Raw genomic sequence first — 13350 nt, forward strand, 5'->3', positions numbered from 1 at the left:
CTCGTCCGGCGGCAAAGCTCCAGCGCCTGCGTGGGCCGCCACCCAGGCGCGACTGGAGTAGCATGCCCGTGTGACCGAAACCACCCACCCGCGGTTCTTCTGGCAGTTTCCGATGAAGCTGGTACGCGAAGCGCGGCTGGACGAATTCCTGCCCGACGACGGCCATCTGCGCATCCTGTTCCTGTGGGGCAAGGACTGTCCGAACTGCGACGTCGCCAAGGGCCAGATGCTGCTCGCGCAGGAGCGCTTCAGCTGGCCCGACGTGGAGTGGCTGCACGACAACGTCTACGAAGATCCGGCCATGGGCACGCGTTTCGGCCTGCATGGCATTCCGGCGTTCCTGGTGTTCCGCGGAAGCAAAAAGCTCGGACGGATCGGTCAATGGCCCGGCACCGAGGCGTTCGTGTCGGCGATCGAGAAGATTCAGAGCCAGTCGCCGACCTCGACTTGATCGGTCGGCCCGACAGTTCGGCCCGATAGTTCGGTCTGATCGTCCGCCCCGATCGCCGGCCTCGCGCGGCGCCATCCCGACAACCACCCGGCATCGCCGCAAACGCGCAACACACCCTCGCGCCGATGCGAGCGCGCGGGACTTGGCGGCCGCCATCGCCGCGGCGCAGACTGCGGTCCTGTCCCTCGCCCGCCGCCGCCATGTTCGACACCGCCACCCTCACCGCCTACCTAATCGCCGCCGCCGTGCTGGTGTTCATTCCCGGCCCCGGCACCGCCTGGATCATCGCCCAGAGCGCCGCCGGCGGGACCGCGCGCGGGGTGCAGGCGGCGTTCGGGCTGGAAACGGCGACCCTGATCCACGCGCTCGCCGCGGGGCTGGGGCTGTCGGCGTTGCTGGCGACCTCGGCGTTGGCCTTCGAAGTGCTCAAGTACGCTGGCGCGGCGTATCTGATCTGGCTCGGGATCAAGGCATGGCGCACCCCGCCGGCGCCGGTCGACGCGACTGCCGAGCCGCTCGCCACGGACGTGCCGGCGGCGCGCATATCGGCCCGCCATGTCTATCTGCGCTCGGTCGTGACCGGCGTGCTCAATCCCAAGGTCGCCTTGTTCTTCCTGGCCTTTCTGCCGCAGTTCGTGCATCCCGAGCGCGGCATGGTGTGGTTGCAGTTCCTGGTGCTCGGCGCGTTGCTGTCGATGATCGGCATGCTCAACAGCCTGATGCTGAGCTTCGCGGTCGGTCGCTTCGGCCGGCGTTTCGCCGCCGGCGGCGGCCGCTGGAAGGAACGCCTGACCGGCAGCGTGTTCATCGCGCTCGGTCTGCGTCTTGCGGTGCAGCAACGCGGCTAAGGGCCGTACCGTGTCGCTCAATTTCGCAGCGCATCGCGGCGAGCCGCATTACGCCAGCTTGAATCCCGGATGTACGTCATCACCGTCACGAGGCGTCGCCGGCCGTGCGCGCCTTGAAGGCCGGCGTCGCGGCCCATAGGTCGTTTGATCACGACCTTGATCAAGACCTCGCTACGGAGCGACCCGCATGAAGACTCATGGCTTTCTCGACCAGTTGTTGAAGACCGCGCAGAACAGTCTCGGCGCGGGCGGCCTGGACGGCCTGCTCGGCGGCGGCAAGCCGCCGGTGCGTTACCAAGGGGACGAGAAGAAAGAGGAAAAGCGCGGCCTGCTCAATGCCGACTTCGGCAAGGGCGCGCTGACCGGCGGCGCCCTCGGCCTGCTGCTGGGCAACAAGAAACTGCGCAAGCACGCCGGCAAGATCGCCCTGTACGGCGGCGTCGCCGCGGTCGGCGTGCTGGCCTACAAGGCCTATGGCGACTACCGTCGTCAGCAGGGCGACAGCGCGGCCGAACCGCAGACCGTCGACCGCCTGCCGCCGCCGCAGGCCGAGCTGCACAGCCAGGCCATTCTCAAGGCGCTGGTCGCCGCGTCCAAGGCCGACGGCCATATCGATGCGCGCGAACGCGAAGTGATCGAGGGCGAATTCACCCGCATCGACGGCGACCCGGAACTGCGCCGCTGGTTGCACGACGAACTGGAAAAGCCGCTGGACCCGGCCGAAGTCGCGCGCGCCGCGACCACCCCGGAGATCGGCGCGGAGATGTACCTGGCCAGCCTGCTCGCGACCGACGATCAGACCTACATGGAGCGCGCGTATCTGGACGAACTGGCGCGCCAGCTCAAGATCGACGACGCCTTGAAGGCCCGTCTGGAACAGCAGTTGCGCGACGCGCAGGCCTGATCGCGCGCAACCGTTCAGACGCGATATCACTGCATGCGCCTGCGTTCCGCGTGGGCGCATGCAATCGCTTCATCCTCCAGGGTTGATGCCACATTCACGACCAAGGCAATCGGACTTGGCGGTCGGCCTTGTCATCGCGTCGATAACCGGCTTTTTGCGACGTCGGGTCCGCTTTATGCCGACTTATACCGTCGCTGCTTCCTCCCCGCCGCCTACAAACGCTAGCATCGCCTGCGGCTGTAATCGTGCAGCCGCGTTGAATGGACCTCGCCGATGCGCCTGCTGATCCCCGCCTTGCTCGCACTGAGCTTCGTCGGCTGCTCCTGCCAACGCCAACCCGACCCGGACGCCGCGGTGACGCCGCCCGCGACGCAAGCGCCCGACGACGCGCAAAGCCGCGCCCAATCGGCCGCCGCGCAACGCGCCCAGGCGCAAAGCCAGCAACGTCTGGAGGCGATGACCGATGCGGTCGACGAACTGCACCAATACCTGCAGAAACTCGGCAGCGGCAAACGCGAGGAAGCCGACAAGCACTGGGCCTACCAGCGCCTGCCGCGCGGCAACGAAGAGGCCGACCTGCGCGCGCTCGACAACCTGCGCGCGATCCGCATCGAAAACGACACGCCCAAGCAGATCGATCAGGAACCCCAGCCCGAGCTGCTGGAAATTCCGGTCGACCTGCGGGTGAGCCTGCAGGACGGCGAAAACCGCCGCTACAAGGGCTGGTATCGGATGAAGCGCAATCCGGTGGATCGGCGCTGGGAATTGATCGGGGTGTCGATCGCGGTGGTGCTGCGCTGAGTTTTGCGCGGGGCGGTGCGTGTAAAAGCGCAGAGCAAAAGCGAATCCCCCCCTGCCCCCCTTTTCCAAAGGGGGGAACAGCAAGAGCGGGCGCTACGGCGATTTTCGGCGGCGAATCGCTCGAGGGAGTCGCACCGGCGAATTGGATCTTGCCGCTAGCATCGACCTAATTCTTTCTGCAGTTGCTTTTCCCCCTTTGGAAAAGGGGGGAAGGGAGGATTCGCTTTTGCTTCGCTGTTGTCTTTACCGGCACCGCGCAAACCCATCCCCAAACCGAAAGAACCGCCTTCGTAGCCCACAGCGCGAAAATAAAGCCGCACACGCCTCCAAGTCAGCCCCCATCCAGCAAGCTGAGCCGCCCCCGCCCAGCAACTTCCGGCACGTCGCCGACATCGCGGTTACGCCTATACACTCGCTCGATCGCGCGCCGGCCTGATCGAAAGACCTGATCGACACCAACCGCGCTCCCAACCGCCTCGGACTCCGCCATGCGCCCGTCTCGCCCGCTGATTGCCCTGATCGCCGTCCTGACCTGTCCGCTGTGGCTGATGACCGGCTGCAAGGACAAAGGCACCGCCGCGGACGGCGGCACCGAAGGCGAGGCCGGCCAATCCCTGCCGACGCCCGAAGGCGCGAACCGCGGCGGCGTGACCGGCATGCCCGATCGGCCCGGCCCCGGCCAGATCGGCCTGCCCGTGGTCGACCCGAACGCGCCGCCGGCGCTGGACGAAAACGGCAACCCGCTGCCACCGGCCGAACCCACCGAACCGGCCGCGCTACCCGTCGACGGCACCCTGCCGATCGCCGCGCCGATCGATCCCACCGCGCCGCCCGCCACGCCCGCCGAACCCAGCGCCGAAGACGCGGTCGCCGTGATCCGCGATTACTACGCCGCGATCAACGGCAAGAATTTCGAACGCGCCTACGCGCTGTGGTCCGACGGCGGCCGCGCCAGCGGCCAGACTCCGCAGCAGTTCGCCGACGGGTTCGGCGAAACCGCCGGAGTTTCGGTCGAAGTGATGCCGCCCGGCCGCGTCGATGCCGGCGCCGGTCAGCGCTATGTCGAAGTGCCGGTCGCGATCGCCTCGACCCAGCGCGACGGCAGCCAGCACAAGTACGTGGGCGCCTACACCCTGCGCCGCGCGGTGGTCGACGGCGCCAGCGACGCGCAACGCGCGTGGCGGATCGGCAGCGCCGACATCCGCGAAGTGAAGCCGTGAACCTCGCCGCATCACGTGCGGCGATCGTGCTGAGCGCGTGCGTGCTGCTGAGCGCCTGCGAGCGCCACGCATCGACGCCGGCACCCGCGCCTGTCGCCAAGCCCACGCCAGCGCCCGCGGTGCCCGCGCCAGCCGCGCCCACGATCACCGCCGAACCCGCGGTCGAGGCGGTGACAGATTACGTCCTGCCCGGCGCGCTCGCACCCGACGTCGGGCCCGAACGTCTGAAGCAATTGTTCGGCGCCGCCAATGTCCGCATCGACGATCATCTGCCCGGCCCGGAAGGCGAAGACTTCCGCGGCGTGATCCTGTTCGCCGACGACCCCACTCGCCGCGCCGAATTGCACTACCAGGACGAGCAGCAACTGCGCGGCCTCGCCTTCGTGAGCGTGCGCGAAGCCGACACCCGCTGGCGTCTCGACAACGGCATCGTCATGGGCATGCGCCTGAGCGAACTGGTACGGCTCAACAGCAAGCCGATCCGCTTCAGCGGCATGGGCTGGGATTACGGCGGCACCATCACCGACTGGAACGGCGGCAAGCTCGCCAGCCGCGACGGCGACCCGGTGATGCGCGGCGCACGCCTGGGTCTCGTACCTGGCGGCCCGTCCACGCAAGCCGACGCGGTGCCGTCCAGCGACGCCGACTACGCCAGCGACGATCCCAAGTTCCCCAAACAGGGCGAATTGCTGCGGGTCGAGGAACTGAGCGTGTCGTTTCCGGGCGAGGACGATCTTTGAGTCGGTCCATGGCCGTTCGCGCATGAGCGCGCAGCCGCCGCGCATCGTCCTGGACAGCAACGTCTGCCTGGACCTGTTCGCGTTCCAGGCGCCGGATCTGGCGCCCTTGCTCGACGCCATGCGCAGCGGCGCGATTGAAGCGGTCACCGACGCCGAATGCCGCGCCGAGTGGCAGCGCGTGCTGACCTACCCGCAATTGAAACTCGACCCGGCCGCGCGCGAACGCAGCCTGCTCGACTACGACCGCTGGCTGCATGTGTTGGAGCACGACCCCGCTGCGCAGACCGTCGCCCTGCCCCGCTGCGCCGATACGGACGATCAGAAATTCCTCGAACTGGCGCTGGCGGCGAACGCGCGCTGGCTGCTCACGCGCGACCACGCGCTGCTGGTGCTCGGCCGCCGCACCGCGCGCGCCGGGATGTTCGAGATCCTGACCGCGCGTGCCTGGGTCGCCCTGCGGAATTTACGCGGCGACGCCGCCACGCCCGCATAAAGCCCGCACGGACGCATGCCATACTCGGCGCATGCAAGGCGTCCCCGCCCAATTCGTCGATGCCTTTGACGCGGCTGAATTCCGCCAGCCGGCGCATCGACGCGGCATCGAGTTGTACCGCGCGCACATCGTCCGCCATGCCTTCGAACCGCACACCCACGAGGCCTACGGCCTGGGCGCGATCGAGTCCGGGGTCGAACGCTTTCGCTACCGCGGCAGCGATCATCTGGCGCCGCCCGATTCCCTGGTACTGATGAACCCCGACGTGCTGCACACCGGCCGCGCTGAAACCGAGGGCGGTTGGCGCTATCGGATGATCTACGTCGATCCCGATGTGGCCGACGAGATCACCGGCGAAGCCGGCTGGTGGTTCGATCAGGCCGTGCAGCACGATCCGCTGCGCGCGCGCCGCATCACCGCGCGCCTGGACGGCTTGTGGCGAGCACGCGAACCGCTGGACTTCGACAGCCAATTGCATGCGCTGCTCGGCGAATTCCGCGATCACGCGCGCATCCCGCAGCGCTTGCGCGACGAACCGACGCATCGCTTCGACCGCGTGGTCGACTACCTGCGCGCGCATCTGGCCGAGCGCATCACCCTGGACGAACTCGCCGCGATCGCCGGCCTGAGCCCGTTCCATTTCCTGCGCCGGTTCCGCGCGCAGTACCACGTCACCCCGCAGCAGATGCTGATGGCGCTGCGTCTGTATCAGGCCAAGCGTCTGCTCGCCGCGGGCGCCGCGCCGGCCGGCATCGCCGCAGACACCGGCCTGAGCGATCAGGCGCATCTGACCCGCGCGTTCGCGCGGCGCTATGGCATCACCCCAGCGCGGTATCAGAAACAGGTTCGCGGCTAACGGTTGACGACGACCTTTTCGAAATGACGCGGTCGCGGCTCGCGCCGCTCCTACAGGCAGCACACGAAGCTTCACGCAAGCCCCTGTAGGAGCGGCGCAAGCCGCGACCACGCCACCTCACACCCGACGCCAAACCACCGAACCCGCGACCCCACCAAAACCGCAATCTGCTACAAGACCCCGCCATCGCCGCCCTCCACACTGCGCGCATGCTGCTAGGAACCCTCTACGCCCTGCTCGCCGGCCTGATCTGGGGCCTGGTCTTCATCGGCCCGCTGCTGCTGCCCGAATACCCGGCCGCTTTGCAATCGGTCGGGCGCTACCTCGCCTTCGGCCTGATCGCCCTGCCCCTGGCCTGGCTGGACCGCGGCGCCTTGCGCCAGCTCACCCGCGCCGACTGGATCGAAGCGCTTAAGTTGTCGGCGATCGGCAACCTGCTCTATTACCTGTGCCTGGCCAGCGCGATCCAGCGCGCCGGCGGCCCGTTGCCGACCATGATCATCGGCACCTTGCCGGTGGTGATCGCGATCAGCGCCAACCTGCGCGACAGCAAACGCGACGGCCGTCTGCCGTGGCGGCGGCTGGCGCCGTCGCTGCTGTTGATCGCGCTGGGCATCGCCTGCGTCAATCAGGTCGAACTCGAAGCCTTGCGCGCCGACGCCGACGCCGACCTGGGCCGTTACGCGATCGGCGGGTTGCTCGCGCTCGGCGGCGTCGCCTGCTGGACCTGGTATCCGCTGCGCAACGCCGACTGGCTGCGCGCGCATCCCGGCCGCAACCCGCGCACCTGGGCGACCGCGCAGGGCGTGGCGATCCTGCCGCTGGCCTTGCTCGGCTACATCGCGCTGTGGCTGTACATGAGCGCGAGCGGCGCATCGTTCGCGATGCCGTTCGGGCCGCGTCCGGCGTTCTTCATCGGCCTGATGGCGACGATCGGCCTGTTCGCGTCGTGGGTCGGCACCCTGTGCTGGAATCAGGCGAGCCAGCGCTTACCCACCGCCTTGGCCGGGCAACTGATCGTGTTCGAAACCCTGGCGGCGTTGAGTTACACCTTCATCCTGCGCGGCCAGGCGCCGAAACCGTTGACGCTGGTCGGGGTCGGCTTGTTGATCGCGGGGGTGATCTGGGCGCTGCGGGTCAAGCCGGTGCATGCGCCAGTGGCATCGGTGAACGATGCGGCGTGATTGATCGGAAAGATCGGTGAGGGTTTGCTATTGAAAGGCTTATCGTCGCCGCATTGAGGTCGGCTTCGATTGCGTACGTCGCGCATTGCAATTGCGTGATCGCGGATTGAGCTCGGATTCTGGCCTAAGCAAATCCCTGCGACGCCGCCGCTTCGAGCGAATTACGAGCGTCGTCGCGCATCGAACCGCACGCAGCATCCGCAACCATTGAAAACGTCAAAGCGACGCACCAACGGCCATCGCACGCCGTCACGCACCACTGCGGCGATATGCCGCACTCGTGCGCGAAAAACGCCGCCTAAGCTTGCCGGCTTTCAACCTGCGATCACCCCGTCATGCGCATCGTCACACTTCGTATCGCCGCGCTCGCATTGGCGACCGCCGTCGCCTTCGATGCGGTCGCATTCGACGGCGTCGCGCAGTCCGATGCGGCGCCAACGCCCGACGATGCGTCGGCCAAGACGCTCGGCACGGTCCGCGTCCTCGGCCGCTACGCGCGAGGCCGCGCGGTCGACAGCCCCGAGGCCGCGCGCACGCGTCTGGACCAGCGCGCCGGCGCCACCGCGCTGGTCGACGGCGAGTCGTATCGCGACGGCCGCGTCAGCACCTTGACCGATGCATTGGGCTACGCCCCGGGCGTGTTCGTGCAACCGCGCTTCGGCGCCGAAGAGGCGCGCCTGTCGATCCGCGGCTCGGGCCTGCAACGTACATTTCACGGCCGCGGCCTGGAACTGCTGCAGGACGGCAGCCCGCTCAACCTCGCCGACGGCGGTTTCGATTTTCAGGCGGTCGAACCGCTGGCGACGCGCTACATCGAGGTCTACCGCGGCGCCAACGCGCTGGAGTTCGGCGCGGCGACGCTCGGCGGCGCGATCAACTTCGTTTCGCCGACCGGTTACGACGCCGCGCCCGTGACCGTGCGCGCCGAGGCCGGCGCGTTCGGTTATCGCCGCGGCCAGATCACGCTCGCCGGCGTGCGCGGCGAGGCCGACGGCTATCTGAGCCTGAGCGGTCTGAATCAAACCGGTTATCGCGATCACGCCGAACAGGAAAATTATCGCTTGTTCGCCAATGCCGGCTATCGCTTCAGCGACACGCTCGACGCGCGCGTCTACCTGACCCATGTCGATACGCGCTCGGCCCTGCCGGGCAATCTGACCCTCGACGAATCGCGCCGCGATCCGCGTCTGGCCGCGCCCGGCAATCTCGCCCTGAACCAACGCCGCGATTACCGTCTCGACCGCATCGCCGGCAAGCTGGCCTGGGCCGCGTCCGAACGCAGCACGTTGACCGTGTCGGCCTATTACGCCGACAAATCGCTGCACCACCCGATCTTCCAGGTGTTGCAGCAGGACAGTTCCGATGTCGGCATCGATGTTCGCTGGCGCCACGAATCGCAATGGCTGGGCTTGCGCAATGTATTGATCGCCGGTGCCGCGTTCGCCCAGGGCGACATCGACGACGATCGTTACTTCAACATCGCCGGCCACGCCGGCGCGCGCAGCAACCGTTTCGATCAACGCGCGCGCAATCGCAAACTCTATCTGGAGAACCAGACCTGGCTCGCGCCGCAATGGGTGTTGTCGCTCGGCGCGCAGGCGCTCGACGCCGACCGTCGCTCGCGCGATCGCTTCATCACCGGCGGCCGCGACGAAAGCTTCGCCGCCGACTATTCCGGCATCAGCCCCAAGCTCGGCCTGCGTTATGTGATCGACGAACACGCCCAGCTCTACGCCAACCTCAGCCGCAGCCTGGAACCGCCGAGCTTCGGCGAACTCAGCGGCGGCCCGGGCATCACCCAGGTCGACAAGCAGCGCGCCGGCAGCGGCGAGATCGGCCTGCGCCTCAACGCCGACGCGCTGTCGCTGGACCTGGCCGTGTACCGCGCGCGGGTCCGCGGCGAACTGCTTTCGCTCAGCGACGGCAACGGCAATCCGCTGGGCACGGTCAACGCCGATCGCACCGTGCATCAGGGCATCGAACTCGGCGTGGGCTGGAAACCCGCGGCGCAGTGGACCGTATCGGCCAACTACCTCTACAACGATTTCCGTTTCGACGGCGACCGCGTCTACGGCGACAACGAACTGGCCGGCGTGCCGCCGCAACAACTGCGCGCCGAACTACGCTGGTCGCCGGGCGACTATTTGTACCTCGCGCCGAGCGTGGAATGGACGCCGCAGTCGTACTACATCGACCACACCAACAGCTTCAAGGCGCCGGGTTACACCATCGCCGGCTTGCGCGTCGGCGGCAAGCTCGCCAAGCAATGGTCGTGGTTCGCCGACGCGCGCAACCTCGGCGACCGCAAATGGATCGCCAGCACCAACGTGATCGCCGATGCGCGCGGGTTGGATGGGCGCAATTTCCTGCCGGGCGATGGGCGGGCGGTGTATTTCGGGGTGGAGTGGCGGAAGGATTGATGTCCGTTCGCTTATGGATCGTCGAATTCGTGCCGCCGCTCGGTGCATTGGTCAGCAGCGTCGTCGATGCGGTGTCGCGGTCGCGGCGCAAGCCGCGACCACGACAGCACGNCTTCCGCAAGAAGATTTCTCCACGCCCGACGCAACAAAGCACCGGCCGGCACCCACCTATCAGGGAAGCAGAGCCCGCCTCTCGAACCGATACGTCGATTCACCCAGAACCCGAAACACCCGCCGACCAAACGGGCGGCGGGCACCCGATTCAGTTCCAACAACTACTGGGCTGATCGACCACCGTCACCCAGAAGCGCGTGGTGGCGTCGATGTTGCCGTAAGCCCGCCAACTCCAGCCGCCGTCGCCGTCGTGGTGCGTGGCCAGGCGATAGCCCGGGCCGAACTCGGCGCGGCAGAACGCATCGGCCTGCGCGCGGGTGGCGAACGAATCGCCGCGTACCGCGCGACTCAGCGCGATGTTGCCCTTGGCCCAGCCGTTGTAATAGTCGGTCGGCACCGGCGCGGGCGAACCGTCCTGCTTCAGACACAACATCGGCAGGCGCACCGAGCACTCGGTGTCACCCTGGTAAGCGTCGCACTCGGGACTGAAGCAGCCCACATGGTCGACACCGTTGGCGTTACCGGCCTTGCGCCATGTCACGCCCTTGCCGCCGGCGGCGGCCGCGGAGAATGCCACCATGATCAGGGCCGCGGCGGCGGCGATACGGATTGCGCGAACATCCATTTGCTTGCTCCTTATCGGAAGATTCGAAAAGGCGCGCCTCGCGCAACGTCCGCCGTGCAAGCACGGCCTGCCCACCGCGGCGATGCGCACCGGCACGTCGGGGGATGGCGTGCCGGCGCGATCTCTATCACCTCGAGCGCGCGGGAACCGGTATTCCTAAGCCCTTTGGCCCGCGCGCGCGTACGCTTAGGCAACCGGTCACACGCGGCGCAAGCGTACGCCGCCAAAACGCGGCGACGGCGGCAACTTCGTACTGCAACCCAGTTCGTTGTACGCGCCGGACGGCGATCAAATCTCGAATCGGTACGACAGCTTCACCAGCAACTGCTCGCTATCGCGCAGATCGAACGCATCGCGGAACTGGCGGCCGACGCCGTCGTGCCGCATGCCTTCCTCGAACATCTCGCCGCCGCGCACGTAGGCCACGTACAGGTACGACAGCGGCGCCAGTTCGTAGCGGTAGCGCACCTGGAAACCAAGATTGCGCAGGTTGAAATCCGGAACCTCCTCGGCCACCGCCAGCGCGCGTCCGTCGCTGCCGACCCGATAGGCCTGACGCATGCGCGCATCCACGCCGATGGTTTCCAGCCGCAAGCGCAGTTCCTGCTTGCCGTCGATGAACCACTGCAGGCCGGCGTTGAGCGACAGAAAATCGGCGCGGAAGCTGGCGACACGGTTGTCCTGCCGCCACAGCAGCCAGTCCGGGTTGTGGCTGTACTCAACCCCGGCGAACAGCAGCATGCGATCGCTGAACTGGTAGTTCGGCTCCAGGTACAGGCTCAGTTCGCCCTCGTCCAAGCCGCCCAGTCCCTCCGCGCTGTAGCCGGCCTCGGTGTATAGCGACCACGGGTTGTCGCCCTGGCGCGGACGCAATCTTTCGTAGGTCATGAACAACTTCGCCGGCACCCTCAGCACGCCGTGGCCGCGGGTGATCAGATCGTCGTGGCCGCTGCCCCACAACGCCGCTTCGATAAATTCGCGGCCGCCATTGCGCAGATCGCTGCGGCGGTTGATCGATACCGCATCGGCGATATGCACGCCGTCGTCGGTATAGCGACGCGACACCGCGTAATGCCAGTCGTGGCCTGAGTACGCCGAATCGGCCGGCAGGTCGGTGACGCGCCGGCCCAGGTCGTAGCGCATGTAGTTGAAGTTGTTGCGCTCCAGATAGCCGAAATCGTTGAGCATCAGGTCCTTGCCCAGATGCAGACCGTACAGCTGCTGGCGCCAGCCCTTGCCCATGTCGTAATCGATGCGAACCTGGCCGCCGCTGTCGCGGAAACTGCGCCCGGCCTGCTCAACATCGGAGGCGACTACCGCGCCACGGATCGACCACTGCGGATTCGGCGTCCAGCGCTGATCGAATTCGTAGACGTTGGCCTGGCGATCCAGAAACGGCCGGTCGACCTGGGTCACCATCGCACCAAGCCCGAAGCGGGTGAAATCGCGGGTGACGCGCGCGGCGTAGAAGTCGCGGCCGACCTCGTCGCCTTCGCTGGCGGCGAACAGTCCGTAGTTGAAGCCGGCCGCGCTGCCATTGAGCTTGAGCGCCGCGGTCACGTCGCCCGATCCGTCGCCGTCATCGCGGCCGCCGCCGACGCGGCGAGTGTAGATCAAGCGGCTATTGCTGCTGTACGAACCGAACGGCACGTCGAAGAAGCTCTGGTTCTCGGTGAAGAACGGCCGCTTGTCGCTGAAGAAGGTTTCGGTGGCGCTGAAGTTGACGGTCAGTTCGTCGCTTTCGACCTGGCCGAAATCCGGATTCACGGTCGCGCTGAGCTGGAACTTGCCACTGGGTTTCCAGAACAGGTCCAGGCCGCCATCGAAGTCACCCTGGTGCTTGACCGCATCCTGCACGCCGACCACGTACGGCGTGATCGCCAGCAGGGTCTGGCCGTAGGCCGGCATCTGCACGCGATTGAACGCCGATAGGTAACGCGCCTGGGTGTAATGCACCGCCGGCCACGAGGTGCGTTCGCCGGTCGAGGCGATCACCCGGTCGAGCTGGATGCCGAGCGTGCGGTTGCCGCCGTCGGCCTTGCGCATCGGCGCGATATGCCAGGGGATCAGCATCTCCGCCGACCAACCCTCGTCGTCTTCGCTGGTGGCGTGGCGCCAGTCGCCGTCCCAGTCGTTGTTGAACTGATTTTCGCTGGTGATGGTGGCGTCGGTGATGCTGTTGGCCAGGGTCACGGTGAAGTTGTAGCCCATGCGGCCGTCGCCATCGAAGTCGACATACAGATTGACCCGGTCAACCGTGCCGTCGCCGTCGCGCTCGGTGTGCTGGCGCAGCCGCGGCACGCCGGCCGGTTGCCGGTTGCGGAACGCGATCGCCAGGCCGTCCGGCGTGGCCATCATCCAGGCCTGGGTCGGCTGCGACGCGGCTTCGCGCGACAGCGGCTGGGTCAGGCGGAAATCCTCGATGTGCTGGGCCTGGCTCCACTCCTGCGGATCGATGCGGCCATCGATCTCAACCGCATGCGCGCACGGCGCGGCCAATACGGCGCAGGCGGCCGACAACGAAACGAACAGTGGATTGCGCATGGTGCGACCCCGAGCCGGTGAACCGACCCGCGACGCATCCCCGTCGCGGGTTCGAGTCGCGGCATACGGCACCGCGACGCCGCGCAGACTAACGATGCGACGGCCGTGCGCTAAATGGCGTAAGTCATGGCAACCATTGGTCGTTCATGT

12 protein-coding genes are annotated in these 13350 nt (G+C 67.2%); 10 read left to right on the top strand and 2 right to left on the bottom strand.

Annotated elements, in window-relative coordinates:
- The first annotated feature begins 70 nt into the window (after positions 1 to 70).
- From ASD86_RS24515 to ASD86_RS24560, 10 genes are all read left to right on the top strand, one after another.
- Positions 71 to 451 (top strand): thioredoxin family protein, encoded by a 381-nt coding sequence (locus ASD86_RS24515; RefSeq protein ID WP_056116982.1) that lies wholly within the window; start codon positions 71 to 73, stop codon positions 449 to 451.
- 200 nt (positions 452 to 651) lie between these two features.
- Positions 652 to 1299, top strand: coding sequence for a LysE family translocator (locus ASD86_RS24520; protein WP_056116983.1), 648 nt, complete (start codon positions 652 to 654; stop codon positions 1297 to 1299).
- A 187-nt stretch (positions 1300 to 1486) separates the two neighbouring features.
- A complete protein-coding gene (locus ASD86_RS24525) occupies positions 1487 to 2203 on the top strand; it encodes a tellurite resistance TerB family protein (protein WP_036110357.1) in 717 nt (238 codons plus the stop codon).
- Positions 2204 to 2476: 273 nt separating this feature from the next.
- Complete coding sequence (locus ASD86_RS24530; protein WP_056116985.1) at positions 2477 to 3004, top strand: hypothetical protein; 528 nt, start codon at positions 2477 to 2479, stop codon at positions 3002 to 3004.
- Between the two features lie 488 nt (positions 3005 to 3492).
- Entirely contained in the window at positions 3493 to 4224 is a 732-nt protein-coding gene (locus ASD86_RS24535) for a hypothetical protein (protein WP_056116988.1), read from the top strand.
- Complete coding sequence (locus ASD86_RS24540; protein WP_056116990.1) at positions 4221 to 4964, top strand: hypothetical protein; 744 nt, start codon at positions 4221 to 4223, stop codon at positions 4962 to 4964. The genes ASD86_RS24535 and ASD86_RS24540 overlap by 4 nt, the downstream gene beginning before the upstream one ends.
- A 22-nt stretch (positions 4965 to 4986) precedes the next feature.
- The gene (locus ASD86_RS24545) at positions 4987 to 5457 is read left to right on the top strand and encodes a PIN domain-containing protein (RefSeq protein ID WP_056116993.1); all 471 of its coding nucleotides are present in this window, start codon (positions 4987 to 4989) and stop codon (positions 5455 to 5457) included.
- Positions 5458 to 5488: 31 nt separating this feature from the next.
- Positions 5489 to 6313: an AraC family transcriptional regulator gene (locus ASD86_RS24550; RefSeq protein ID WP_056116995.1), complete on the top strand. Its 825-nt coding sequence runs from the start codon at positions 5489 to 5491 to the stop codon at positions 6311 to 6313.
- 209 nt (positions 6314 to 6522) lie between these two features.
- A complete protein-coding gene (locus ASD86_RS24555; protein WP_056116997.1) occupies positions 6523 to 7497 on the top strand; it encodes a DMT family transporter in 975 nt (324 codons plus the stop codon).
- 335 nt (positions 7498 to 7832) lie between these two features.
- The gene (locus tag ASD86_RS24560; RefSeq protein ID WP_056117000.1) at positions 7833 to 9917 is read left to right on the top strand and encodes a TonB-dependent receptor; all 2085 of its coding nucleotides are present in this window, start codon (positions 7833 to 7835) and stop codon (positions 9915 to 9917) included.
- Between the two features lie 262 nt (positions 9918 to 10179).
- On the opposite strand, the gene ASD86_RS24565 is transcribed toward ASD86_RS24560, so the two are convergent.
- Together ASD86_RS24565 and ASD86_RS24570 are read right to left on the bottom strand one after the other, a co-directional pair.
- The gene (locus ASD86_RS24565) at positions 10180 to 10656 is read right to left on the bottom strand and encodes a hypothetical protein (RefSeq protein WP_056117002.1); all 477 of its coding nucleotides are present in this window, start codon (positions 10654 to 10656) and stop codon (positions 10180 to 10182) included.
- A 288-nt stretch (positions 10657 to 10944) separates the two neighbouring features.
- Positions 10945 to 13200: a DUF5916 domain-containing protein gene (locus ASD86_RS24570; protein ID WP_056117004.1), complete on the bottom strand. Its 2256-nt coding sequence runs from the start codon at positions 13198 to 13200 to the stop codon at positions 10945 to 10947.
- Positions 13201 to 13350: the final 150 nt, after the last annotated feature.

The organism is Lysobacter sp. Root690, from assembly GCF_001427785.1.
GTDB lineage: Bacteria > Pseudomonadota > Gammaproteobacteria > Xanthomonadales > Xanthomonadaceae > Lysobacter.

What these genes read in the sequence shown, in the direction of transcription:
- ASD86_RS24520 (WP_056116983.1), top strand. Translation starts at nt 652, where the DNA reads ATGTTCGACACCGCCACCCTCACCGCCTACCTAATCGCCGCCGCCGTG.
- ASD86_RS24525 (WP_036110357.1), top strand. Translation starts at nt 1,487, where the DNA reads ATGAAGACTCATGGCTTTCTCGACCAGTTGTTGAAGACCGCGCAGAAC.
- ASD86_RS24530 (WP_056116985.1), top strand. Translation starts at nt 2,477, where the DNA reads ATGCGCCTGCTGATCCCCGCCTTGCTCGCACTGAGCTTCGTCGGCTGC.
- ASD86_RS24535 (WP_056116988.1), top strand. Translation starts at nt 3,493, where the DNA reads ATGCGCCCGTCTCGCCCGCTGATTGCCCTGATCGCCGTCCTGACCTGT.
- ASD86_RS24545 (WP_056116993.1), top strand. Translation starts at nt 4,987, where the DNA reads ATGAGCGCGCAGCCGCCGCGCATCGTCCTGGACAGCAACGTCTGCCTG.
- ASD86_RS24550 (WP_056116995.1), top strand. Translation starts at nt 5,489, where the DNA reads ATGCAAGGCGTCCCCGCCCAATTCGTCGATGCCTTTGACGCGGCTGAA.
- ASD86_RS24555 (WP_056116997.1), top strand. Translation starts at nt 6,523, where the DNA reads ATGCTGCTAGGAACCCTCTACGCCCTGCTCGCCGGCCTGATCTGGGGC.
- ASD86_RS24560 (WP_056117000.1), top strand. Translation starts at nt 7,833, where the DNA reads ATGCGCATCGTCACACTTCGTATCGCCGCGCTCGCATTGGCGACCGCC.
- ASD86_RS24565 (WP_056117002.1), bottom strand. Translation starts at nt 10,656, where the DNA reads ATGGATGTTCGCGCAATCCGTATCGCCGCCGCCGCGGCCCTGATCATG.
- ASD86_RS24570 (WP_056117004.1), bottom strand. Translation starts at nt 13,200, where the DNA reads ATGCGCAATCCACTGTTCGTTTCGTTGTCGGCCGCCTGCGCCGTATTG.